At 66.6% G+C, this 22,175-nt stretch carries 22 protein-coding genes; 12 read left to right on the top strand and 10 right to left on the bottom strand.

All coding sequences use genetic code 11. The features are described from left to right. Nucleotides 1-16: 16 nt before the first annotated feature. From METRZ18153_RS0119335 to METRZ18153_RS0119310, 6 genes are all read right to left on the bottom strand, one after another. Entirely contained in the window at nucleotides 17-1,891 is a 1,875-nt protein-coding gene (locus tag METRZ18153_RS0119335; protein ID WP_020166288.1) for an MFS transporter, read from the bottom strand. Next, nucleotides 1,888-3,465, bottom strand: coding sequence for a hypothetical protein (locus METRZ18153_RS0119330; protein ID WP_020166287.1), 1,578 nt, complete (start codon nucleotides 3,463-3,465; stop codon nucleotides 1,888-1,890). Before METRZ18153_RS0119330 ends, METRZ18153_RS0119335 begins: the two co-directional genes overlap by 4 nt. A 63-nt stretch (nucleotides 3,466-3,528) precedes the next feature. Further along, nucleotides 3,529-4,746, bottom strand: a complete 1,218-nt coding sequence (locus METRZ18153_RS0119325) for an amidohydrolase family protein (RefSeq protein WP_232416095.1) — start codon at nucleotides 4,744-4,746, stop codon at nucleotides 3,529-3,531. 23 nt (nucleotides 4,747-4,769) lie between these two features. Next, nucleotides 4,770-6,911 (bottom strand): bifunctional acyl-ACP--phospholipid O-acyltransferase/long-chain-fatty-acid--ACP ligase, encoded by a 2,142-nt coding sequence (gene aas, locus METRZ18153_RS0119320; protein ID WP_020166285.1) that lies wholly within the window; start codon nucleotides 6,909-6,911, stop codon nucleotides 4,770-4,772. Between the two features lie 15 nt (nucleotides 6,912-6,926). Then, nucleotides 6,927-8,114, bottom strand: coding sequence for an alanine racemase (locus METRZ18153_RS0119315; RefSeq protein WP_020166284.1), 1,188 nt, complete (start codon nucleotides 8,112-8,114; stop codon nucleotides 6,927-6,929). Next, nucleotides 8,111-8,422 (bottom strand): ArsR/SmtB family transcription factor, encoded by a 312-nt coding sequence (locus METRZ18153_RS0119310; RefSeq protein WP_019916195.1) that lies wholly within the window; start codon nucleotides 8,420-8,422, stop codon nucleotides 8,111-8,113. The genes METRZ18153_RS0119315 and METRZ18153_RS0119310 overlap by 4 nt, the downstream gene beginning before the upstream one ends. Nucleotides 8,423-8,696: 274 nt before the next feature. Between METRZ18153_RS0119310 and METRZ18153_RS0119305 the strand changes: the two genes are divergently transcribed. The 10 genes from METRZ18153_RS0119305 to glpD all read left to right on the top strand — a co-directional run bounded on the left by METRZ18153_RS0119305 (nucleotide 8,697) and on the right by glpD (nucleotide 17,225). Further along, a complete protein-coding gene (locus METRZ18153_RS0119305) occupies nucleotides 8,697-9,047 on the top strand; it encodes an ATP synthase subunit I (protein ID WP_020166283.1) in 351 nt (116 codons plus the stop codon). A gap of 1 nt (nucleotide 9,048) precedes the next feature. Then, nucleotides 9,049-9,939 carry a F0F1 ATP synthase subunit A gene (gene atpB / locus METRZ18153_RS0119300; protein WP_019916199.1) on the top strand — a complete coding sequence of 297 codons (891 nt, stop codon included), beginning with the start codon at nucleotides 9,049-9,051 and terminating at the stop codon, nucleotides 9,937-9,939. Between the two features lie 59 nt (nucleotides 9,940-9,998). Beyond that, entirely contained in the window at nucleotides 9,999-10,241 is a 243-nt protein-coding gene (gene atpE / locus METRZ18153_RS0119295; RefSeq protein ID WP_008063733.1) for a F0F1 ATP synthase subunit C, read from the top strand. A 45-nt stretch (nucleotides 10,242-10,286) separates the two neighbouring features. Beyond that, nucleotides 10,287-10,760 (top strand): F0F1 ATP synthase subunit B, encoded by a 474-nt coding sequence (locus tag METRZ18153_RS0119290; RefSeq protein ID WP_019916201.1) that lies wholly within the window; start codon nucleotides 10,287-10,289, stop codon nucleotides 10,758-10,760. 4 nt (nucleotides 10,761-10,764) lie between these two features. Beyond that, a complete protein-coding gene (locus METRZ18153_RS0119285; RefSeq protein WP_020166282.1) occupies nucleotides 10,765-11,301 on the top strand; it encodes a F0F1 ATP synthase subunit delta in 537 nt (178 codons plus the stop codon). A gap of 10 nt (nucleotides 11,302-11,311) precedes the next feature. Then, complete coding sequence (gene atpA, locus METRZ18153_RS0119280) at nucleotides 11,312-12,850, top strand: F0F1 ATP synthase subunit alpha (protein WP_020166281.1); 1,539 nt, start codon at nucleotides 11,312-11,314, stop codon at nucleotides 12,848-12,850. 21 nt (nucleotides 12,851-12,871) lie between these two features. Continuing rightward, nucleotides 12,872-13,741, top strand: coding sequence for a F0F1 ATP synthase subunit gamma (gene atpG, locus METRZ18153_RS0119275; RefSeq protein ID WP_008063739.1), 870 nt, complete (start codon nucleotides 12,872-12,874; stop codon nucleotides 13,739-13,741). A 34-nt stretch (nucleotides 13,742-13,775) separates the two neighbouring features. Beyond that, complete coding sequence (gene atpD, locus METRZ18153_RS0119270) at nucleotides 13,776-15,179, top strand: F0F1 ATP synthase subunit beta (RefSeq protein WP_019916204.1); 1,404 nt, start codon at nucleotides 13,776-13,778, stop codon at nucleotides 15,177-15,179. Between the two features lie 68 nt (nucleotides 15,180-15,247). Then, nucleotides 15,248-15,670 (top strand): F0F1 ATP synthase subunit epsilon, encoded by a 423-nt coding sequence (locus METRZ18153_RS0119265; protein WP_029143885.1) that lies wholly within the window; start codon nucleotides 15,248-15,250, stop codon nucleotides 15,668-15,670. A gap of 79 nt (nucleotides 15,671-15,749) precedes the next feature. After that, nucleotides 15,750-17,225: a glycerol-3-phosphate dehydrogenase gene (glpD, locus tag METRZ18153_RS0119260; protein ID WP_043364336.1), complete on the top strand. Its 1,476-nt coding sequence runs from the start codon at nucleotides 15,750-15,752 to the stop codon at nucleotides 17,223-17,225. Here the strand turns inward: glpD and METRZ18153_RS0119255 are convergent. The 4 genes from METRZ18153_RS0119255 to METRZ18153_RS0119240 form a co-directional block, all read right to left on the bottom strand. Next, a complete protein-coding gene (locus METRZ18153_RS0119255; protein WP_020166278.1) occupies nucleotides 17,210-17,794 on the bottom strand; it encodes a ubiquinone biosynthesis accessory factor UbiJ in 585 nt (194 codons plus the stop codon). The two genes, glpD and METRZ18153_RS0119255, sit on opposite strands and share 16 nt — an antisense overlap. A gap of 2 nt (nucleotides 17,795-17,796) precedes the next feature. Beyond that, on the bottom strand, nucleotides 17,797-18,684 hold the full coding sequence (locus METRZ18153_RS0119250) for a Tim44 domain-containing protein (RefSeq protein ID WP_020166277.1): 888 nt from the start codon (nucleotides 18,682-18,684) through the stop codon (nucleotides 17,797-17,799). A gap of 100 nt (nucleotides 18,685-18,784) precedes the next feature. Further along, nucleotides 18,785-19,522, bottom strand: a complete 738-nt coding sequence (gene ubiE, locus METRZ18153_RS0119245) for a bifunctional demethylmenaquinone methyltransferase/2-methoxy-6-polyprenyl-1,4-benzoquinol methylase UbiE (protein WP_020166276.1) — start codon at nucleotides 19,520-19,522, stop codon at nucleotides 18,785-18,787. Nucleotides 19,523-19,529: 7 nt separating this feature from the next. Continuing rightward, the gene (locus METRZ18153_RS0119240; RefSeq protein ID WP_020166275.1) at nucleotides 19,530-19,967 is read right to left on the bottom strand and encodes a gamma-butyrobetaine hydroxylase family protein; all 438 of its coding nucleotides are present in this window, start codon (nucleotides 19,965-19,967) and stop codon (nucleotides 19,530-19,532) included. Nucleotides 19,968-20,117: 150 nt separating this feature from the next. On the opposite strand from METRZ18153_RS0119240, the gene phoB reads away from it, so the two are divergent. Both phoB and phoR read left to right on the top strand, forming a co-directional pair. After that, a complete protein-coding gene (gene phoB, locus METRZ18153_RS0119235) occupies nucleotides 20,118-20,807 on the top strand; it encodes a phosphate regulon transcriptional regulator PhoB (protein WP_020166274.1) in 690 nt (229 codons plus the stop codon). 57 nt (nucleotides 20,808-20,864) lie between these two features. Further along, nucleotides 20,865-22,169 (top strand): phosphate regulon sensor histidine kinase PhoR, encoded by a 1,305-nt coding sequence (phoR, locus tag METRZ18153_RS0119230; protein ID WP_020166273.1) that lies wholly within the window; start codon nucleotides 20,865-20,867, stop codon nucleotides 22,167-22,169. Nucleotides 22,170-22,175 lie beyond the last annotated feature (6 nt).

Below are 22,175 nucleotides of genomic sequence, written 5' to 3'. Positions count from 1 at the left end.
TCGAGATCGAGGATGGTCATCGCCGATCGCCGCGCAGGCCGGCGACGATGGCCTGCAGTGCGTCCGGTGTCGCAGCCTCCGGCGCCACTGCCGGCGCGCCGACCAGTTCGATGCGGTTGAACAGGCCGCGGCGCAAAGGTTTGGTCATCGCCGGGCCGCCCTTGCGCGAAAAGAAGCTGCCCCACAGGCCGCGCAGCGCCAGCGGCACCACCGGTACCGGCGTGCGCGCGACGATGCGCGTGATGCCCGGTTTGAAGGGGTAGATGTCGCCGGTGTCGGTGATCAGTCCTTCCGGGAAGATGCCTACGAGTTCGCCCGCTTCCAGCGCGGCAGCGATGTCGTCGTAGGCGCGCTCCAGCAGCTTCGGGTCTTCCTTGGCCGACGCGATCGGGATGCAGCGGTTGGTGCGGAACACGAAGCGCAGCACCGGCAGGCGGAAGATGGCGTGGTGCATGACGAAGCGTATCGGCCGCGGGCAGGCGGCGGTGATCACCAGCGCGTCGACGAAGCTCACGTGGTTGCACACGATGACCGCCGGACCGTCGGCGGGAATGTTCTCCAGTCCCTTCTTGTCGAGCCGGTACACCGTGTGCACCAGCAGCCACACGATGAAGCGCATCAGGAATTCCGGCACCAGCGTGTAGATGAAAACCGCCACCGCCGCGTTGAACAGCGCGGCCACCAGGAAGAGCTGCGGAATGTTCAGCCCCGCCTCGAACAGCAGCAGGCTCACGCCAGCGGACGCGACCATGAAACCGGCGTTCAGGATGTTGTTGGCGGCGATCACGCGTGCCGCGTGGCTGCGTTCGCAGCGGGTCTGGATCAGCGCATACAGCGGCACGATGTAGAGGCCGCCTGCCGCGCCGAGCAGCGCGATGTCGATCAGCATGCGCCAGTGCGCCGCGTGCTGCAGGAATGCGCTCACGCTGCCGTCGCCCGGCAGCGGCGCCGACGGCGTGGCGAAGAACAGATCGACGCCGAACAGCGTGAGGCCGATCGCGCCGAAGGGCACCAGACCGATCTCGATGCGGCCGCCGGACAGCTTTTCGCACAGCAGCGAACCGGTGCCGACGCCGACCGAGAACACCGCCAGCAGCAGGATGAACACGTTCTCGCCGCCACCCAGCACGTCGGACGCGTAGACCGGGAACTGCGCCAGCAGCGTAGCGCCGTAGAACCAGAACCACGATATGCCGAGCAGCGACAGCCACACCGTGCGGTTGCCGACGGCGAAGCGCAGGTTGTCACGGGTCGAGCTGGCCGGGTTCCAGTCTATGCGCATGGCCGGGTCGGGTGCTGGCGAGCGCGGAATGCCGCGGCTGGTCCACCAGCCGGCGATCGCCAGCAGCAGCACGGCGGCCGACAGGCCCCAGGCGTCGGTCACGCCGACCAGCCAGGCGCCGAGTATCTGGCCGAGCAGGATGGCGACGAAGGTGGCCGATTCGACCAGCCCGTTGCCGCCGACCAGTTCGCCGTCGTGCAGGTGCTGCGGCAGGTAGGCGTACTTGACCGGTCCGAACAGCGTCGATTGCGTGCCCATCAGGAACAGTGCCAGCACCAGTGCCGGCAGGCTGGCGGCGACGAAACCGATGGCGCCCAGGCCCATCACCGCGATCTCGATCACCTTGGACAGCCGCGCCAGCATCGCGCGGTCGTACTTGTCGGCGATCTGGCCGCAGGTGGCCGAAAACAGGAAGAAGGGCAGGATGAACACGCCGGGCAGCACGGTGGCGAGCAGCGCCGGCGACACGTCGGTGATGCTGCCGGCGCGGAAGGTGAGCAGCGTAATCAGCGCGGTCTTGAACACGTTGTCGTTCAGCGCGCCCAGCAGCTGGGTCAGGAAGAAGGGGCGGAAACGCGTTTCCTTCAGCAGATGAAATTGCGAGCTCATGACGTTCTCCGCAGCAGCCGGTACGCGACGAAGGCGATCACCGCGGCGGCGCCGACCAGCCAAACGATCAGCGCGCGACGCGACGCCGGCAGCGGCTCCTTCGGTGCCTGCGGGTCGCGCAACTCGTCCGGGAAGGCGCGTGGCGGCGCTGGCCGCACCACCCACTGGCTGCGGTCGGCCGGCACGCGCGCCATGTATTCCTCGTAGCTGGCGACCGGTGCGCTGCCGAAGGCGCGCGAGGACGGAATCTGCGGCACGCGCACGAACAGGACCGCCTCGACGTCGTCGGCCAGCAGGCGTTCCAGCCCCTGGTCCATCACCTTGCCCTGGGTCAGCCTGCCGAGCAGGTCGCTGCCGGCGACGTTGAAGGCGACGAAAGGAAACAGCCCGCTGCGCTCGGCCATCATGTAGTCGAAGGCCTGCAGGCCGCTGCTCACGCTCATGTCCTTGATCGCCATGTACGGCAGTCCGAGCCACGCCTTGGCTTTCGAGGTCGGGCCCAGGGTCGGGATGCTCCAGCCGAGCGAGCGCAGCGTGTCCAGACTGAGGCCGGCGCAGTTCGCGCTGGCGTGCCGGTAGCTGAAATCGTGCCGGTAGAAGTGGTTGAACACGCGCGCGATGCCCTGGTCGTACAGGCGCGCCGCGCGGTCGTCGCGCAGCACGGCGACCAGCATGTAGGACGGGCGGTACCAGCTCTGGCCGCCGTTGAGGTCGGTCAGGTAGGCGTCCATCGTCAGCATCGAGGCGACGATGCCCTTTTCGCTGTACGCGTCGAGGTTGTAGAAGTTGGCGACCAGCCAGTCCTTCCACTCGCCGCGCGCGCCCATGACGCCGGTGGCGATCGCGAAGTGACCGCCGTGTGCCTCGTCGTCGTCGCCCTGCGCGCCGTTGAGCATGATGGCCAGCACCGGCTTGCCGGCCGCTGCGCGCGCGGCACCCGCCGTGCGCTCCCACAGCAGACGCGTCGACGCCGGTATGCGTGCGCCGCCGTCGTCGGCGCGCACCAGCGTGGCCAGCGTTTCGCCGTCCTGCAGTGGCGACGGCGTCAGTGCGGCGAGGTCGATGTCGAAGGACGACGGCCAGATCGTGCGCGCGGTGAAGCTGTCGCCCGATCGCGCGCCGCGCAGAGAGAGCCGCTGGCCCTGCAGCCAGGCGGTGCTGTCGGCGTTGAACCAGGACACGTTGGATGGCAGCTGCGGCACCAGCGTGAAGCTGGCGCGCGTGCTGTCGGCGAAGCTGAGCATGCGGCCGTCGGAGTCGAGCTGCGCGTCGTGTGCGACGAGCGGTGAGCCGAGCCAGATCAGCGCGGGCTTCTGCGCGTCCGGCTGCCATTCGTTCGCGTATGCCCACTGCCGCACGTCGTCCTGCGCCGGCAGCGTGGCGACGAAGCCTGCGGCGTCGGCCAGCGGCACGGCGATGGTGTCGTCCGCGAAGTACCACAGCGCCTGTGGTGGCGTCGCGCAGTCGGTGCAGCGGCCGGTCGCGAGGCGGAAGTCCTGGCCGGCGTACAGGCCGATGCGGCTGTCGGCCAGCGCGTCGCGCGGTGCGGCGGGCGTGGAAGGGGCACTCGTCATGAGTGCCAGTGTAAGGAGGGCGGCGGGAATGCGCATGCGTTGTGGAGTCTGTCGGATGTAGGGTCAGGCGTTCGGGAAGGCGCGCGCGGCTTCGAACACACGGTTGGCGAAGCGGTGCCGGCCGTCGCGCAGCAGGCGCTTGAGCATGAAGTCGAACAGCAGCGGATTGTGGTCGCGCACCTGTTCGAGCACTGGTGCGGCGGTCGCGTCGAGCAGGCCGGCGCGCGCCAGTGAGGCCGGCGACATCAGCGGCAGGATGCCCGGCAGCGGATAGTCGGAGCCGTAGAGCAGGCGGTCGTGCCAGTCCTCGCGGCGCAGCAGGGCGCGCACCACTTCGACCTCGCGGTTGCGCAGCGTGATCGCTGAAATGTCGCCATAAAGACGACCTCTGCGGCGTTCGCCCATCAGTCGTGCGAACAGGTCGAAGCTGCTGCGCAGCGGCGCGCCGCGGCCGGCGTCGAGGTCGACGTCCTGGCCCATCGTTGCACAGTGCGCGACGATGACGGTGACGCCGTGATCGAGCGCGCGGCGCAACCGCAGCGGGTTGCCCAGTTCCTGCCCGCCCGCGCCGTGTACCGCCTTCTCCTCGCCGGCGTGGCTGATCAGCGGCAGGCCGAGCCGGGCGGCGGCAGCGTAGAAGCGGTCGCAGCGTCCGGAGGCCGGGTCGATACCCATTGCCGGCGGCAGCCACTTGATCGCGCGCGCGCCGTCGCGCGCCGCCGCTTCGAGCGCGTCCACCGCATCTTCGCGGTAGGGGTGGACCGAGCACACCCATTCGAAGTGGTCCGGGTTGCCGCGGGCGACGTCACGCGCGTAGGCGTCGGGCACGTGGAAGGCGGTGTGCTCGGGCAGATGACGGCCGGCCTCGTCGTAAGCGCGCTCGAACGCGAACAGCATGAGCTTGAAGCCGGCCGGCAGCGCTTCGACCAGATTGTGCAGGCGGTCGACATAGCTGGCGTCGACGCGGCCCGGGTCTTCGTGCGCGCAGCCGGCGTTCAGGTAGAACAGGCGCTGCACGTATTCGGCCGGGTGCAGCGGGCTCAGCATGCGCGGCGTCATTTCGATGCCGCGGCCGGAGTCGCCGGTGCCGGCGAGGTGCACATGAACGTCGCGCAGCAGCGTCGTGTCGAGACCGTCGAACACCTGCGCCATCAGCTCGTGGCCAGCCAGTTCGGGCGGCAGCGCGGCCAGGCAGGGATTCATCAGCTGGCTGCGCGCCACCGTGCTCAGCGCCCAGCCGCCAGCCACGGCGCCGCCGAGCAGCAATCCCGATTTCAGCAAGTGTCGACGGCGAAGGTCCATGGTCAGGAGGCTTCCGCCATCTGCTTCAGCGTCACGTAGTCGGTCTTGCCGGTGCCGAGCAGCGGCAGCGCGTCGACGACGACGATCTTGCGCGGTACCGCGATTTCCGGCGCGCCACGCTCGCGGGCGGCCGCCTGCAACCCGTCGCGGCCGAGTGCGGTATCGGTGGTGAACAGCACGATGGTCTCTCCGCGCACGGGGTCGGGCTGGGTCGAGGCCGCGTGCTGCGCGGCCGGGCTGGCGGCGGTGGCGAGCTTCTCCACCGTTTCCAGCGAAATCATTTCGCCGGCCACCTTGGCGAAGCGCTTGACCCGACCGACGATGCGCACGAAGCCGTCGTCGTCGAATTCGATCACGTCGCCGGTGTCGTACCAGCCGTCGCCGGCTTCCGACGACGGCGTCTGCAGCACGCCCGGCCTGTCCCATTTCAGGTAGCCGCTCATCAAGTTGGGCCCGCTGACGTGCAGCACGCCGCCGCGGTCGATGCCGGCGACCGGCATCAGTTTCGCGTGCAGGCCGGGCAGCAGCTGACCGACAGTGCCGGAGCGGTAGGCCATCGGCGTATTGACGGCCAGCACTGGCGCGGTTTCGGTTGCGCCATACCCTTCGAAGATGCGCAGACCGAACTTCTCGAACCACGCGCTGCGCACCGATTCCGAGAGCTTCTCGGCGCCGGCGATGACGTAGCGCAGCCGGTAGAAGTCGTACGGATGGGCGAACTTCGCGTAGTTGCCGAGGAAGGTACTGGTGCCGAGCAGCACGGTGCAGTTGCGGTCGTAAGCGAGTTCCGGAATGACGCGATAGTGCAGCGGCGACGGATAGAGGAACACGTTGGCGCCAGTCAGCAGCGGCAGCAGGCCGCCGGCGGTGAGGCCGAAGGAGTGGAACAGCGGCAGCGCGTTCAGGATCTTGTCGTCGACCGAGAAGTCGATCACCGCGCGGATCTGCGCGATGTTGGCGAGCAGCGCGCGATGCGACAGCACGACGCCCTTGGGCTTGCCTTCCGAGCCCGAGGTGAACAGCACCACCGCCGGCGCTTCGGGCGACAGCTTCTCGGCCGCCAGCCGCGGTGCCCGCATCGCCCACAGCATGAGCCACAGCTTGTCGGCCAGCGTGATGCGCTCGCGCAGGTCCTCCAGGTAGTGCAGCTCGACACCCTGCAGCGCCGCCAGCTTGTCGCCGAGTTTGGCCTGTTCGACGAAGGCGCGCGAGGTGACGATGATGCGCAGTTCGGCGGCGGTGCACGCGGCCTGCATGCCGTCGACGCCGGCGGTGTAGTTCAGCATCGCCGGTACCCGGCGGTGCGCGTTCAGGCCGAACACCAGGCCCAGCGTCGGCGCGAGATTGGGCAGCAGCACGCCGACGCGTTCGTCCGGCCGCGTGATGCGGGCGACGATGCGGCCGAGCGCGAATGCCATCTTCAGCAGATCGCCATATGAATACTCGATCTGCTTCATGTCCTCGACCAGCCGGCGGCTGCGGCCGTGGATCTCGGCGGCGTCGCACAGCGCGCCGAACAGCGTCTGCTGCGGACGCGAGGCGAAGATCATTTCCTGCATCAGCCGGCGCATCGCTTCGCCTGCGCGGCGGCGGCGCTCCTTCGCGCTGCCTGCCTCCGGCATCGCGATCTTCGTGGCCGGCAGCACGGTGATCGCGATGCGCGGGAACAGCGATTTCGGGTAGCGGCCGGACACGCGTGAGAAATAGCTGCGCGACGCGCCGTCGAGTCGCACCGGCAGCACGGTGGCACCGGTCTTTGCGGCGACGAAGGCGGGGCCGTCGTACACCTTCATCAGGCTGCCCGTCGTGGTGATGCGCCCCTCCGGGAAGATGACCACCGGGCGACCGGATTCGAGCAGGCGTATCACCTTCTTCATCGCCATCGGGCTGGTCGGATCGACCGCGAGGTAGTCGACCAGGGACAGCAGGAGCCGGAAGAAGGGATTGCGCGCGACACCGGTGTGCACGACGAACACCGGATCCATCGGCAGGAAGAGGCCGAGCAGCAGGCCGTCGAGGAAGGATTCGTGGTTGGCGACCACCAGCAGGCGTTCCTGCCGTTCCGGCGGCGATGCCGGTGGCGTGATGCGGAACAGCAGTCGGCAGACGAAGGTGAGCAGGGGACGGACAAGGCTACGCAGCATGAATGCTCCGCGGGTTCAGAAAAGTAGTTCGGCCGGATGCGGATGGCCGAGGAAGTCGAGCGGACTGGCGCTGGCGCCATAGGCGCCGGAGCAATGCACGACCAGCAGATCGCCGGGCTGCGCGCGCGGCAGGTCGATGTCGCGCGCCAGCACGTCGAAGGGCGCGCACAGCGGACCGGCGACGCTCACCCGTTCGATCGCATCGGTCGGCGTCTGTGGATGCAGCGTCATCGGGAAGTTCGCCGGCTGTAACCGATCCGGCTGCAGCGTCGCGTGCAGGTGCTGGTGTGCGCCGCCATCGACGATGAGCCAGGTACGTCCACGCACCGTCTTGCGGTCGATCACGCTGCAGACGTAGATGCCGGCCTCGGCCACCAGGTAGCGGCCCGGTTCGAGCGCGAGCCGGGCCTGCGGGTGACGCGCCCGCAGCGTCTCGTCCAGCGCGTGCAGATGGGCAGCCACTGGCGCGAAGTCGAGTGGCCGTTCATCGTCGGCGATGGCAACGCCGAAGCCGCCTCCCAGATTCAGCCAGGGCAGCGCAAGGTCGGCCGCGTCGGCGATCTGCATGGCTTCGGCAAAACAGCGGGCGTGCAGCGCGACGATCTCCGCCGCGTCCAGCATGCGCGAGGCACAGTAATAATGCAGGCCGCCGAATTCGAGTTCGTGCCGGCGCACGGCTGCGATGGCGCTGCCCAGTTGCGCGCTGTCGATGCCGAAGAAGCTGTCGCCACTCATACGTACCCGTGAGCCGGCGATCGCGAAGTCCGGATTGGCGCGCAGCGCTACGCGTGCCTGGCGTCCCAGCTGCCTGGCGATGTGCGCGATGCGTTCGATCTCGCCGACCGATTCGGCGCAGATGCGCACGCCGGCTTCGATCGCCGCCGCCAGTTCGGTGTCACGCTTGCCCGGACCGGTGAAGCCGATGTGCGTGGCGGAAAAGCCGGCGTCGAGCGCGCGCGCCAGTTCCCCGCCCGAACTGACGTCGGCGCCGTCGAGCCGTGTGCTGATGCACTGCAGCAGCGCTGGCAAGGGATTGGCCTTTACCGCGTAGCACAGCTGCAAAGTGGCGGGCAGGGCGGCGCGCAAGGCGTCGATGCGAGCGAACACGGCCGCGCTGTCGACGGCATAGAAAGGGGTGCAACCGGCGCGCTGCGCCAGGGCCGACAGTCTGTCTGCCGCGAGTCCGGGAGCCGACCTGCTCACCGGTGCGCGTCCAGGTAGTCGATGACGGTCTGCAGCCGCTGTATCAGCGTGTCGGCCTGCAGCCGGAAGTGGATTTCTCGGCCGTGCCGGGTCCGTTCGAGCACGCCGGCCTCGCACAGCAGTTTCAGGTGATGCGACACGGTCGGCCGGCTCAGTGAGGAGGCGCGGGTCAGTTCGGTCACGTTGAGGCTTTCGCCTGGCTCGAAGGTGAGCAGGATGCGCTGCCGCTCCGGGTCACCGAGCGCGGCGAACAGACGGGAGTAGTCCTGCCAGTCGGCAGGAATGGTCTGGGCGTAGTCGTTTCTCATGTCGAAAAATATCGACTATTTTCAGATCGAGGTCAAGCGTCGGCGGCGAGCGGAGCGTGCGAAATGTTTTCTTTTTGCTCGATCCGATGCACACGCACTGTTCCGGGGCAAAATCCGGGAACTTCTTGACGGCGGCTGTAAGCGTATGTATCGTCAAGGGCTTTGCGCGCGAAGCTGTGCTGGTTCGGCTCGTCGCAGTGCGAACACTTGTGTCTTATAGAAGATTCGAGGTTCGCGGACTTTGGGTGGTGCGGATGCGTGGAAGGCCTGCTGCATGTTGAAAGCGATCATGCTGCAGCTTTCGCTGGTGCTCGTCATGGTGGGCATCGCGCTGTTCGTCGGGGGCTGGATGGCTGGACTGTCCGCCCTGCTCGGTGGCGTGAGTTATGCGGTGCCGAGTCTCCTGTTCGCGATACGTCTCGGTCGTCTGGCGCGCCCAGGGGCGCAGGCCGCGGTGTCGTACCCGCTTGAATTCTTCCTCGGCGAGGCGATCAAGGTCGTCTCGACGATTGGGCTGCTGTTGCTGTGCCACTACCTCGTGCCCGGATTGTCGTGGGGCTGGTTCTTGGGAGGTCTGGGTGCGGCGCTGCAGGCAGGTTTTTTTGCTTTCTTGTTCAAACACTGACATGGCATCTGGAACCGAACTGGCGACTGAAGTGGCCCACGGCCCGACCCCCGGCGAATACATCGCCCACCATCTGACCTTCCTGAACAACACCGGCGAGAAGCAGGTCGAGTTGATCAACTGGAATCTGGTCAACCTCGATACCGTTTTCTACTCCGTGCTGCTCGGCGTTCTCGCGCTGTTCGTGCTTTACCGCGCCGCGGCGAAGTCGACGTCCGGCGTGCCGGGTCGCTTCCAGGCAGCGGTCGAAATCCTGGTCGAGATGGTTGCCGACCAGGCCAAGGGCCTGATCCACAGCGAAGAATCGCGCCGTACCGTGGCACCGCTCGCCCTCATCGTCTTCGTCTGGATCTTCCTGATGAACGCGATGGACTTCCTGCCGCTCGATCTGCTGCCGCGCATCTGGGAAGGCATCTACGCCTCCGCAGGTCACGATCCGCACCACGCCTACATGCGCGTCGTGCCGACCGCCGACATCAACGCGACCATGGGCATGTCGATCGCCGTTCTGCTCGTGTGTCTGTACTACAACGTCAAGATCAAGGGCGCCGGCGGCTGGGCGCACGAACTGATCTCGGCGCCGTTCGGCGACAAGCTCATCCTGGCGCCGTTCAACTTCGCGATGAACGTCATCGAATTCCTTGCCAAGACCGTGTCGCACGGCATGCGTCTGTTCGGCAACATGTTTGCCGGCGAACTCATCTTCATGCTGATCGCGCTGATGGGTGCCGCCTGGACGGGTGCCAACGCGCCGAGCTTCCTGCTCGCCTTCGGCCACATCGTTGCAGGTTTCGCATGGGCGGTGTTCCACATCCTCGTGGTCGCGCTCCAGGCATTCATCTTCATGATGCTGACGCTGGTGTACATCGGTCAGGCACACGAAGGTCACTGAGTTTGCAGTTGCAGTCCGGTTTGTTGTTTTCGTTTTTCTTTTAAATCTAAGGAGCTGTTATGGAACAAGTGTTCGGTCTCGTCGCCCTCGCCTGCGGTCTGATCATCGGTCTGGGTGCAATTGGTGCTTGTATCGGTATCGCGCTGATGGGCGGTAAGTACCTCGAAGCCTCGGCTCGCCAGCCGGAGCTGATGAACGCGCTGCAGGTCAAGATGTTCCTGCTGGCCGGCCTGATCGACGCCGCCTTCATTATCGGTACCGGTATCGCCCTCTGGTTCGCCACTTCGACCTTCCTGAAGTAAGAACGGCATCCGCCCCAACACCGATTTATTGAAGGGAAAGTTGCCGTGAATCTGAACGCAACGCTCATCATCCAGATCGTCGTGTTCCTGACTTTTGTGTGGTTCACGAAGAGCTTCGTGTGGCCGCCGATCGTCAAGGCTCTCGACGAACGCGCGAAGAAGATCGCTGACGGGCTGGCGGCTGCGGACAAGGCAAAGGCAGATCTGGCCAACGCGGAGAAGAAGTCGATCGAGGAACTGCGCGCAGCGCGCGAGTCCGCGGCCGAGCTCCGTTCGGGTGCAGAGAAGCAGGCGGCCAAGCTGGTCGAGGATGCGCGCGCGGAAGCGAATCGCATCGTCGCGGCGGCCCGCGAAGCAGCGACCACCGAAGCTGCGGCTGCAGCGCAGAAGGCGAAGGACGCCCTGCGCGACCAGGTCGCCACGCTGGCGGTCGCGGGTGCAGAACGCATCCTGCGTCGCGAGATCAACGCCCAAGTCCACGCCGATCTGCTCACCAACCTGAAGCAGGAACTGAGCTGACACCATGGCAGAGAACGTCACCATCGCGCGACCCTACGCCGAAGCCGCGTTCCAGCTGGCCAAGGAAGGCAACTCGCTGGCAGCCTGGGCTGACGCCCTCGGCCTGATGGCCGCTGCTGCCGCCGAGCCGCAGGTCAAGAAGCTGCTGGCCGATCCGACCCGCACCTCGACCGACCGTGGTTTCCTCTTCCTCACCGCAGTGCCCGGCGAACTTGCCGACGCGCATCGCAGCTTCGCACGCGTGCTGGCGCAGAACGGCCGTCTGGCCGTGCTGCCCGAAATCGCGGAGCTCTTCACCGAGCTGAAGAACGAGCACGAGCGCTGCGCCGTCGCCCACATCAGTTCCGCCTTCCCGATGGACGACGCCACCGTGTCGCGCCTGCTGGCCGACCTCGAGCCGCGTTTCGGCCGTCGCCTGGAAGCCCGGGTCACGCTCGATCCCGAACTGATCGGCGGTGTGAAGGTTGCGGTCGGTGACGAAGTGATCGATGCCTCGGTCCGCGGCAAGCTTGCCGCCATGGCCACTGCGCTACAGAACTAGGAGTTTTTTGATGAACCTCAATCCGTCTGAAATCAGCGACCTGATCAAGAGCCGGATCCAGAACCTGCAGCTGTCGTCGCAGGCGCGCACCGAGGGCACCGTGGTTTCGGTGACCGACGGCATCGTGCGCGTGCACGGCCTGGACGATGTCCAGCAGGGCGAAATGCTGGAATTCGAAGGCAACACGTTCGGTCTGGCGCTGAACCTCGAGCGCGACTCCGTCGGCGCCGTGGTTCTGGGTGACTACGAACACATTTCCGAAGGCCAGACCGTCAAGTGCACCGGCCGCATTCTCGAAGTGCCGGTCGGCCCCGAGCTGATCGGTCGCGTCGTGAACTCGCTCGGCCAGCCGATCGACGGCAAGGGCCCGATCAACGCCAAGCTGACCGACAAGGTTGAAAAGGTCGCTCCGGGCGTGATCGCACGTCAGTCGGTTTCGCAGCCGGTGCAGACCGGCCTGAAGTCGATCGACTCGATGGTGCCGGTCGGCCGTGGCCAGCGCGAGCTGATCATCGGTGACCGTCAGACCGGCAAGACCGCGGTCGCCGTCGACGCCATCATCAACCAGAAGGGTCAGAACATGACCTGCATCTACGTTGCGGTGGGCCAGAAGGCCTCGACCATCGCCAACGTGGTGCGCAAGCTGGAAGAGTACGGCGCGATGGAATACACCATCGTCGTCGCCGCCACCGCTTCCGACTCGGCCGCCATGCAGTTCCTGGCACCGTACGCCGGTTGCACGATGGGCGAATACTTCCGCGACCGCGGCGAAGACGCACTGATCGTCTATGACGATCTGTCGAAGCAGGCCGTGGCCTACCGTCAGATTTCGCTGCTGCTGCGCCGTCCGCCGGGCCGCGAAGCCTACCCGGGCGACGTGTTCTACCTGCACAGCCGTCTGCTCGAGCGCGCCGCTCGCGTGAACCCCGACTACGTCGAGAAGTTCACCAACGGTGAAGTCAAGGGCAAGACCGGTTCGCTGACCGCGCTCCCGATCATCGAAACGCAGGCCGGCGACGTGTCCGCCTTCGTTCCGACCAACGTGATCTCGATTACTGACGGCCAGATCTTCCTGGAAACCGACCTGTTCAACGCAGGCATCCGCCCGGCTATCAACGCCGGTGTGTCGGTGTCCCGCGTCGGTGGTGCGGCCCAGACCAAGATCATCAAGAAGCTGGGCGGCGGTGTCCGTCTGGCGCTGGCCCAGTACCGTGAGCTGGCTGCGTTCGCGCAGTTCGCCTCCGACCTGGACGAAGCGACCCGCAAGCAGCTCGAGCGTGGCCGCCGCGTGACCGAACTGATGAAGCAGCCGCAGTACTCGCCGCTGTCGGTCGCCCAGATGGGTGTTTCGCTGTACGCCGCCAACAACGGCTACTTCGACGACGTCGAAGTGTCCCGCGTGCTCGCTTTTGAATCGGCCCTGCACCAGTTCCTGCAGCAGAAGCATTCCGATCTGATGAACAAGATCGAGTCCTCCAAGGACCTCGACGGTGAATCGGAAAAGACGCTTGCTGCCGCGGTGGCCGAGTTCAAGAAGAGCTGGGCGTAAGCGCGCGGACAGGAGATAACCATGGCCAGCGGAAAAGAGATCCGTTCCAAGATCAAGAGCGTGCAAAACACGAAGAAGATCACCAAGGCGATGGAGATGGTGGCTGCATCCAAGATGCGCAAGGCGCAGGACAGGATGCGGGCCGCCCGGCCCTACGCCGACACGATCCGCCGTCTTGCTGCCAACCTGTCTGCCGCCACGATCAGCGACTACAAGCACCCGTTCCTCGCGACTGTCGGTCAGATCAAGCGCGTCGGCATCATCGTCGTCACCACGGACAAGGGTCTGTGCGGCGGCATGAACACCAACGTGCTTCGTCTGGCGCTGAACACGATGAAGGAGTGGGAAGGCAAGGGCGCCACCGAAATCCGCGTTGCCGCCATCGGCAACAAGGGTCTGGGCTTCATGCAGCGCATGGGCGCCAAGGTGGTGTCGCAGGTGACGCAGCTGGGCGACACGCCGCATCTGGAAAAGCTGATCGGACCGGTCAAGGTCATGATCGACGCTTTCCAAGCCGGCGAGCTCGACGCGGTCTATCTGTCCTTCACCCGCTTCATCAACACGATGAAGCAGGAGCCGGTGCTTGAGCAACTGCTGCCGCTCACGGGCGATCGTCTGGGCACGCCGGAAGGCACCTGGGATTACCTGTACGAGCCGGACCCGCAGGTGGTGATCGACGAGCTGCTCGTTCGTTACGTTGAAGCGCTGGTGTATCAGTCGGTCGCCGAAAACATGGCGTCCGAACAGAGCGCACGTATGGTGGCGATGAAGGCCGCGTCCGACAACGCAGGCAATGTCATCGGCGAACTGCAGCTGGTCTACAACAAGACCCGCCAGGCGGCGATTACCAAGGAACTGTCCGAGATCGTCGGCGGCGCCGCGGCAGTCTGATCGCGCAAACGAATTTTTGTATTGGGGATAGACGATGAATACCGGAAACATCGTTCAGTGTATCGGCGCCGTGGTGGATATCCAGTTCCCGCGCGACTCGATGCCGAAAGTGTTTGAAGCGCTGCAGCTCGACGAAGCCGATGGTTCGCACACGGCTGAAGCGGGTCTGACGTTCGAAGTCCAGCAGCAGCTGGGCGACGGCGTGGTGCGTACGATTGCGCTGGGTTCCAGCGACGGTCTGCGCCGCGGCATGAAGGTGAAGGGTACCGGCGCCGCGATCAGCGTGCCGGTCGGCACCGCCACGCTGGGTCGCATCATGGACGTGCTTGGCCGTCCGATCGACGAAGCGGGCGACATCGCCACCGAAGAACGTCGTGCCATTCACCAGAAGGCACCGAAGTTCGACGAACTGAGCCCGTCGGTTGACCTGCTGCCCACCGGCATCAAGGTGATCGACCTGATCTGCCCGTTCGCCAAGGGCGGCAAGATCGGTCTGTTCGGCGGTGCCGGTGTGGGCAAGACCGTGAACATGATGGAACTCATCAACAACATCGCGAAGAGCTACGGTGGTTACTCCGTGTTCGCCGGTGTCGGTGAGCGCACCCGTGAGGGCAACGACTTCTACCACGAGATGGAAGAGTCGAAGGTTCTCGACAAGGTGGCGATGGTGTTCGGCCAGATGAACGAGCCGCCGGGCAACCGTCTGCGCGTGGCGCTGACCGGCCTGACCATGGCCGAGAAGTTCCGCGACGAAGGCCGCGACATCCTGTTCTTCGTGGACAACATCTACCGCTACACGCTGGCCGGTACCGAAGTGTCCGCGCTGCTGGGCCGCATGCCGTCCGCCGTGGGCTACCAGCCGACGCTGGCTGACGAAATGGGTCGACTGCAGGAACGCATCACCTCGACCAAGGTCGGCTCGATCACGTCGATCCAGGCCGTGTATGTGCCTGCGGATGACTTGACCGACCCGTCGCCCGCCACGACCTTCCAGCACTTGGATGCAACCGTCGTGCTGTCGCGTGACATCGCTTCGCTGGGCATCTACCCGGCGGTCGATCCGCTCGACTCGACCTCGCGTCAGCTGGATCCGCTGATCGTTGGCGAAGAGCACTACGCGGTCGCCCGCAAGGTGCAATCGACGCTGCAGCGCTACAAGGAACTGCGCGACATCATCGCGATTCTGGGCATGGACGAACTGTCGCCGGAAGACAAGCTGGCCGTGGCTCGCGCCCGCAAGATCCAGCGTTTCCTGTCGCAGCCGTTCAACGTGGCTGAAGTCTTCACCGGTTCGCCGGGCAAGATCGTTCCGCTGGCGGACACGATCAAGGGCTTCAACATGATCGTCAATGGCGAATGCGACCACCTGCCGGAACAGGCCTTCTACATGGTCGGCGGCATCGAGGAAGCGTTCGAAAAGGCGAAGACGCTGCAGTGACGCGGCAAGCGTGAGCCGTGACGGACTTCGGTCCGGCGCGGCTCGCGGGCAGCATTCACGGAGTAATCATGGCTATGACCGTACATGTCGACGTTGTCAGCGCGGAAGAGAAAATCTTCTCCGGGCTCGCAGAATTCGTCGCGCTGCCGGGCGAGAGCGGCGAGCTGGGCATCCTGCCCGGCCACACTCCGCTGATCACCCGCATCCGTCCGGGCGAAGTCCGCATCAAGGTGCCGAATCAGGCTGCCGACGAGCTGATCTTCGTGGCCGGCGGCCTGCTGGAAGTGCAACCGGGTCTCGTGACCGTGCTGGCGGATACCGCCATCCGCGGTACCGACCTGGACGAAGCGAAGGCGAACGAAGCCAAGCGTCTGGCCGAAGAAGCACTGGCCAACCGTCAGGCAGGTGTCGACTACGCTGCAGCACAGGCGGAACTGGCTTCGGCCATCGCCCAGCTGGCGGCAATCCAGAAGCTGCGCAAGCGTCACTGAGCGCGGTTTCAAGCAGGTCCGGAAAGGCACGCCTCGGCGTGCCTTTTTGTTTTTGGCGCGTCCGGCGCAGAATTGGCCCATGCACCGGGAATCCTGCGACCTGCTCATCGTCGGGGCCGGCATCAACGGCGCCGGGATCGCTCGCGACGCTGCGCTGCGCGGTCTGGACGTCATCGTCTGCGAGCGCGGCGACATCGCCGGCGCAACCTCGTCCGCGTCCACCAAGCTCATCCACGGTGGCCTGCGTTACCTCGAACAGGGTGCATTCGGCCTGGTCAGGGAATCCCTGCAGGAGCGCGAAACGCTGGCGCGCATCGCCGCCCATCTGGTGCGTCCGCAGCGCTTCATCGTGCCGCACACCGGCGAGCGGCCGGCCTGGATGCTGGCCACCGGTCTGCTGCTGTATGACCTGCTGGCCGGTCGCAGCACACTGCCGCGATCGCGACGTCTGCGCGCCGACTTTCCGTTGCTGCAGCAGACGCAGCCGCCGGTGAGCGCGGCGCACGCCTACTACGACCTGTGGGTGGACGATGCGCGGCTGACCCTGTGCTCCTTGCTCGACGCGCAGGCGCACGGCGCAGGCGTGCTGCCGCAGAGCGCACTGAGCGCAGTGGCCGCCGAGGGCGCGCACTGGCGCTGCACGGTGGGCGATAGAACGGTGCTTGCCCGCTGTGTCGTCAATGTCGCCGGCCCGTGGATGAACGCGGTCGAGACGCTGCGCGGCGCGATGGCGCCGCCGGTGCGCCTGGTGCAGGGCACGCACATCGTCATCCCCCGTCTGCACGCTGGCGACGACGCCTGGCTGCTGCAGCAGCCGGACCGACGCATCGTGTTCGTCATCCCCTTCGCCGACGATTTCCATCTGGTCGGCACCACCGAAACGGATCTGCCCTCACCCGAGGCGCTTGGCGCCACGGCGGCAGAGCGTCGCTACCTGCTCGACGCGCTGCAGCGCGCCTTTGGGCGCGCACCCACCGAGCACGACATCCGCTGGGAATTCAGCGGCATGCGACCGCTGATCGACGGCGGCGGAGGCAGCGCGCGCACCGCCAGCCGCGAATACCGGATGACGATGGAAGGCGAGCGCGGCGGCCGTGGCTGGATGTCGATACAGGGCGGCAAGCTCACCACGCATCGAAGCCTCGCCGAACGGGCGGTCGATCGACTGGCCTCATTCCTCGGATCGAATGCACGCAGCGTAACCGCCGACCGTCTGCTGCCGGGCGCCGAGGCCGCCGGTCCGACGCAGCGTTCGGAACTCGTGCGCACGCTGGCGCAGCGTTACCCCGCACTGTCGCCAGGCTGGATCGCCGCGCTGGTCGGGCGCCACGGCGGGACGACGTCGCCGCTGCTCGAACAGGTGGCGCGCGCAGGCGGACCCGGACGCGACTTCGGGGGCGGGCTGTACGAGGCGGAAGCGCTCTGGTGCGCACGGTACGAATGGGCGTACAACGCCGACGACGTGCTGTGGCGGCGGACGAAATGCGGGGTCGGGATGAGTGCTGCGCAGCGCGACACCTTCGCGCGCTGGTGGGTCGATCAGCGTATCGGCTGAGCTTTGCGTTCGAGCAATTCGAGGCGCTTCTGCAGGCGTGCCAGATCGTCGCGCAGCGTATCGACTTCGTCGGCAAAGGCGGCTGTTGCGGCCGGACGCACCAGCAATTGCGCCTCGTCCGCCGCGTATTCGCTGGCCGACGCGGCGAGCCGCGCACCGAGGTCGCGACCGCCGGCCCATGCCGCTCGCGCGCCACCTACTACTCGTTCGGCGGCCGCGTCGCCGATCAGCCGGCTCAGGTCTTCCGCCGCGTCCCAGCGCAGGCCGCGCAGCACCTGGCCGAGGGTCTCGGCCAGTGCGGCGTCGCCTTCGATGCGCGCATCGCGCAGCACCGCGTCGCCCTCGTGCACCAGCCGCAGCGCGGCATCCGCCGGCAGCCGTAGCGTGACCGCCAGCGGCTCATCGGAGGCCGCAGCCAGCCGGCCGTCTTCGCCGACCCTGAAGGCGACGCCGAGCGCGCCCAGTTCCAGCCTTGCCTGCGCGCCCGCATGCCGGGCCAGCCGGGCGTGCGCGCCCGGCGCCTGATCGAGCAGGTGGTTCAACACCGGGAGCGCGGCCGTTGCGAGCATGATTACTGCAGTTGCTGGATACCGGCGATCACCCAGCCGCGGTTGCCGGACACCGGCTTGGCCAGATGCCAGACCTCGTCGAACGGTGCCGGCGCGGCGGTGACCTCTTCGCGCAGCAGGCCGCTGAAACGGACGCTGGCGATGTACTGGTCGTTCTCGGTGACCAGATCGAGCAGTGCAGCATCGAGCTGCACGATGTCGATGTGCTGGGTTTCGCCACCGCGCTCCTGCAACTGCATGCGGATTTCGGCGAACACCTCGGGCGAGGTGAACTGACGGATGTCCTCGACGTCACCCTTGTCGTTCGCCGCCTGCAGGCGCACGAAATTCAGCTTGGCCTGACGCAGGAAGCCTTCGACGTCGAAATCCGCCGGAATGTTGCCTGCACTGGCTGCGGCTGCCGGCGCCGAGGCGGCGACCGGGGCCACCGCTTCGAAGCGCTGGGGGGCGGTGCCCGGGCCGGCGGTCGCGCCGGCGTACTGCATGCCCTGCTGCTGCGGCGCGTTGCGGCGTGCGGCGAACATGCGCCAGACGAAGAGGGCGACCATGACCAGCAGCGCAATCATCATGAAGGACGCCATTTCCTCGCCGAAACCGAGGTGGGACGCCAGTGCGGCCAGACCGATGCCGGCGGCCAGACCGGCCAGCGGGCCCATCCACGAGCGCTTGGCCGGTTGTGCGGCGGCGGGCGCTGCAGGCTGCGCCTGGCGCTGAGCGGTGGTGGCGTTCTGCGTCGGCGAGGTGGGCGTGGCGTCGCGCTGCATCGTGGTCGAATCACGCTGCGAACCGAAGGACTTGCCGCCACCCATGCGTTTGGCGGCTTCGGCGTCATGCATGGCGCCGCCGAGGCCGACGACGGCCACGCACAGCGCGCACAGGAAATTCTTCATCGATATGTCTCCATCAAAGGTGGTGCGAAAACGCGAGAGCGAAACTTAGCACACGAATTGACCGCGAAATGCGCGGATCGTTCGCCTCACCTGTCGGATTTCAGAGCTTGAAACCGCGATGCAGCGCCACCACGCCCGCGCTCATGTTGAAGTACTCGACGCGGCCGAGGCCGACCTCGCGCATCATGCCGGCCAGCGTTTCCTGATCCGGATGCATGCGGATCGATTCGGCGAGGTAGCGGTAGCTCGCCTCGTCGTTGGCGACGCGCTTGCCCAGCCAGGGCAGCACCTTGAACGAATACAGGTCGTAGGCCTTTTCGAGCGGCTTGGCGACGCGCGAGAACTCGAGCACCAGTGCGCGGCCGCCCGGCTTCAGCACGCGGCGGAACTCGGCCAGCGCGCGGTCCTTGTGCGTCATGTTGCGCAGGCCGAAGGCGACGGTGACGCAGTCGAAGTAATTGTCGGGGAAGGGCAGCTTCTCGGCGTCGCACAGCAGGCTGGGCAGCACGAAGCCGGCGTCGCGCAGGCGGTCGCGGCCTTCGCGCAGCATGTCCGGATTGATGTCGGTGTGCCACACCTCGCCACTGGCGCCGGCGCGCTTCGCGTGCGCGACGGTCAGGTCACCGGTGCCGGCGGCGACGTCGAGTACGCGCTGGCCCGCGCGCACACCGGCCATTTCGATCGCGAAGGCTTTCCAGGCGCGATGCAGGCCGGCCGACATCAGGTCATTCATGATGTCGTAACGACGCGCAACCGACGAGAAAACGCTTGCCACGCGGCGGGCCTTGGCCGCCTCGGGTACGCGCTCGAAGCCGAAATCGGTGGAGTTGTCGCTCATCGCAGGCTCAGTGGTGATGGCCGCAACCGCCGCTGCCGCAACCGCCCTTGGCGGCCGGCGGCGGCACCAGGGCCGGGTCGCGGCTAGCGCCGGCGGCGTCCAGCCGGGCGAGGTAGTCGGCCCACAGCGCTTCCTGATTCTCACCCAGCAGATAGATGTAATCCCACGAGTAGATGCCGCTGTCGTGGCCGTCGGAAAACACCGGTTTGATCGCGTAGGCGCCGACCGGTTCGACCCGCGTGATGTCGACGTCGCGCTTGCCGATCTGCAGCGTTTCCTGCCCCGGCCCGTGGCCGCGCACCTCTGCCGAGGGCGAGCACACGCGCAGGAACTCGAAACTGAAGCTGAAGCTGCGGCCGTTGTCGAAGCTGACTTCCATCACCTTCGACTTCTGCTGCACCTTGATCTCGGTGGGGATGGGGGTGTCCTTGTCCAGTCCTGCCATGATGTTCCGTGTCCGCTGCAAAGAGTCGGGAATGATACCCCGGGCCCGTCAGGATGGCCCTGCAGACAGACCGAAGACCCTGTCACTAAACCGTCACCATACTGAAATAGACTGCGTCGCGTTCCCGTCATCCCACGCTCGCATACCGTCATGGCCCGCATACTCGTCGTCGAGGACGAACCGTCCATCCAGGAACTGATCAGCGTCACGCTCACCCGCACCGGCCACGATCCGCTGCGCGCGGCGGACGCCGAAACCGCGCTGCGCCTGCTGCAGGCCGAACTGCCCGATCTGGTGCTGCTCGACTGGATGCTGCCCGGCCAGAGCGGCATCGATCTGGCACGCCGTCTGCGCGCCGACGAGCGCACGCGTGGCGTGCCCATCATCATGCTGACGGCGCGCGGCGACGAACAGTCCAAGGTGACCGGTCTCGAAACCGGCGCCGACGACTACGTCACCAAGCCCTTCTCGCCGCGCGAACTGGCAGCCCGCATCAAGGCCGTGCTGCGCCGGCAGAAGCCGCAGGCGACCGAAGACCCGGTCGAGATCGACGGCCTGCGCCTCGATCCGGCCACGCATCGCGTCACCGCCCGCGGCCAGGCCGTGGTGCTCGGCCCGACCGAGTTCCGCCTGCTGCACTTCTTCATGACCCACGCCGAGCGCGTGCATTCGCGTGCGCAGCTGCTCGACAGCGTGTGGGGCGACCACGTGTTCGTCGAGGAGCGCACGGTGGATGTGCACATCCGCCGCCTGCGCGGCGCGCTGGAAGCGAGCGGACACGACGCGCTGATCCAGACCGTGCGCGGCAGCGGCTATCGCCTGTCCTGCCAGAAGGAGTGAGCCGTTTTGCGCGTGAGCGCCCATAATCCGGCGCCGTGACTGCTCGATACGCTCCTCATGCGTGAATTCTGGTTCCGCGCCGCCCTGCGCGTCGCGCTCATCCTCATCTGCGTGCTGATCGGCCTGGCGGCCGACGCGCTGGCACCGGCGCTGGCGCTGGCCTGCGCGCTGCTGCTCGCCGGCAGTCTGCGCGACCAGTACGAGATCGGCCGCTTCGACCGCTGGCTCAACTCGACCAGCGACGCCGAACTGCCGGACGGTGCCGGCCAGTGGGAATTCCTGTTCGCCAAGCTGGCACGGCGCGAGCGCAACGCCCGCCAGCAGCGCGAGGACCTGCGCAGCCGGCTGGAGCGCATGCGCGAAGCCAGCCGCGCGATGCCCGACGGCACACTCATCATGTCGCGCGACGAACTGATCGAGTGGCTGAACCCGATGGCCGAGGAACACCTTGGGCTGGATGGCCGGCGCGACATCGCGATGCCCATTCTCAACCTCGTGCGCCAGCCCGAGTTTGCCGAGTACCTGCAGTCCGGCGACTACGGCGAGCCTCTGTCGATGCCCTCGCCGCGTCAGCCCGGCCGCACGCTGCAACTGCGGGTGGTGGCCTTCGGCGACGATCAGAAGCTGCTGCTGACGCGCGACATCACCCAGCTCGAAAAGCTCGAAACGATGCGGCGCGACTTCGTCGCCAACGTGTCGCACGAGATGAAGACGCCGCTGACGGTGATCCACGGCTTCCTCGAAACGCTGGAGGACGCGCTGCCCGAACTGCCGCAGGAACAGGCGCTGTCCTTCATCCGCATGGCGCAGCAGCAGTCGGTGCGCCTGCAGCGCCTGGTCGACGACCTGCTGACGCTGTCGGCGCTGGAAACCGACACGCCGACACCGGAAGAACCGGTGGACATGCGCAACCTGCTGGACATCGTGCTGGTCGAGACGCGGGCGCTGTCGTCCGGCCGGCACACGGTAACGCTGGACGTCGATGGTGCGCCCGGTGCGTTGCTCGGCTGCGCGCGCGACCTGCGCAGCGCGCTCGGCAACCTCGCCAGCAACGCGGTGCGCTACACGCCGGACGGCGGCAGCGTGAAGCTCGCCTGGCGCGTGGTGGGTGGCTGTGGTGAGTATTCGGTGACCGACAACGGCATCGGCATCGATGCCCAGCACATTCCGCGACTGACCGAACGCTTCTACCGCGTAGACCGCGGCCGTTCGCGCGAAACCGGCGGCACCGGCCTCGGTCTGGCCATCGTCAAGCATGTGCTCGAACGGCATCAGGCGACGCTGCAGATCGACAGCCAGCCCGGTCAGGGCAGCCGCTTCACCGTCCGCTTTCCCGCCCGCCGCACGCTGCCCGCACTCTGAGCGGCG

Source organism: Methyloversatilis discipulorum (assembly GCF_000385375.1).
GTDB classification, from domain to species: Bacteria; Pseudomonadota; Gammaproteobacteria; order Burkholderiales; family Rhodocyclaceae; genus Methyloversatilis; species Methyloversatilis discipulorum_A.
Note: the sequence above shows the minus strand (reverse complement) of the source record. Positions and strands in the feature narration are given on the sequence as shown.

Excerpts from the sequence above, each read along its gene's own strand:
- METRZ18153_RS0119335 (WP_020166288.1), bottom strand. The coding sequence starts at position 1,891 with ATGAGCTCGCAATTTCATCTGCTGAAGGAAACGCGTTTCCGCCCCTTC.
- METRZ18153_RS0119330 (WP_020166287.1), bottom strand. The coding sequence starts at position 3,465 with ATGACGAGTGCCCCTTCCACGCCCGCCGCACCGCGCGACGCGCTGGCC.
- aas (WP_020166285.1), bottom strand. The coding sequence starts at position 6,911 with ATGCTGCGTAGCCTTGTCCGTCCCCTGCTCACCTTCGTCTGCCGACTG.
- METRZ18153_RS0119310 (WP_019916195.1), bottom strand. The coding sequence starts at position 8,422 with ATGAGAAACGACTACGCCCAGACCATTCCTGCCGACTGGCAGGACTAC.
- METRZ18153_RS0119305 (WP_020166283.1), top strand. The coding sequence starts at position 8,697 with ATGTTGAAAGCGATCATGCTGCAGCTTTCGCTGGTGCTCGTCATGGTG.
- atpB (WP_019916199.1), top strand. The coding sequence starts at position 9,049 with ATGGCATCTGGAACCGAACTGGCGACTGAAGTGGCCCACGGCCCGACC.
- atpE (WP_008063733.1), top strand. The coding sequence starts at position 9,999 with ATGGAACAAGTGTTCGGTCTCGTCGCCCTCGCCTGCGGTCTGATCATC.
- METRZ18153_RS0119285 (WP_020166282.1), top strand. The coding sequence starts at position 10,765 with ATGGCAGAGAACGTCACCATCGCGCGACCCTACGCCGAAGCCGCGTTC.
- atpA (WP_020166281.1), top strand. The coding sequence starts at position 11,312 with ATGAACCTCAATCCGTCTGAAATCAGCGACCTGATCAAGAGCCGGATC.
- atpG (WP_008063739.1), top strand. The coding sequence starts at position 12,872 with ATGGCCAGCGGAAAAGAGATCCGTTCCAAGATCAAGAGCGTGCAAAAC.
- atpD (WP_019916204.1), top strand. The coding sequence starts at position 13,776 with ATGAATACCGGAAACATCGTTCAGTGTATCGGCGCCGTGGTGGATATC.
- METRZ18153_RS0119265 (WP_029143885.1), top strand. The coding sequence starts at position 15,248 with ATGGCTATGACCGTACATGTCGACGTTGTCAGCGCGGAAGAGAAAATC.
- glpD (WP_043364336.1), top strand. The coding sequence starts at position 15,750 with ATGCACCGGGAATCCTGCGACCTGCTCATCGTCGGGGCCGGCATCAAC.
- METRZ18153_RS0119255 (WP_020166278.1), bottom strand. The coding sequence starts at position 17,794 with ATGCTCGCAACGGCCGCGCTCCCGGTGTTGAACCACCTGCTCGATCAG.
- METRZ18153_RS0119250 (WP_020166277.1), bottom strand. The coding sequence starts at position 18,684 with ATGAAGAATTTCCTGTGCGCGCTGTGCGTGGCCGTCGTCGGCCTCGGC.
- ubiE (WP_020166276.1), bottom strand. The coding sequence starts at position 19,522 with ATGAGCGACAACTCCACCGATTTCGGCTTCGAGCGCGTACCCGAGGCG.
- METRZ18153_RS0119240 (WP_020166275.1), bottom strand. The coding sequence starts at position 19,967 with ATGGCAGGACTGGACAAGGACACCCCCATCCCCACCGAGATCAAGGTG.
- phoB (WP_020166274.1), top strand. The coding sequence starts at position 20,118 with ATGGCCCGCATACTCGTCGTCGAGGACGAACCGTCCATCCAGGAACTG.
- phoR (WP_020166273.1), top strand. The coding sequence starts at position 20,865 with ATGCGTGAATTCTGGTTCCGCGCCGCCCTGCGCGTCGCGCTCATCCTC.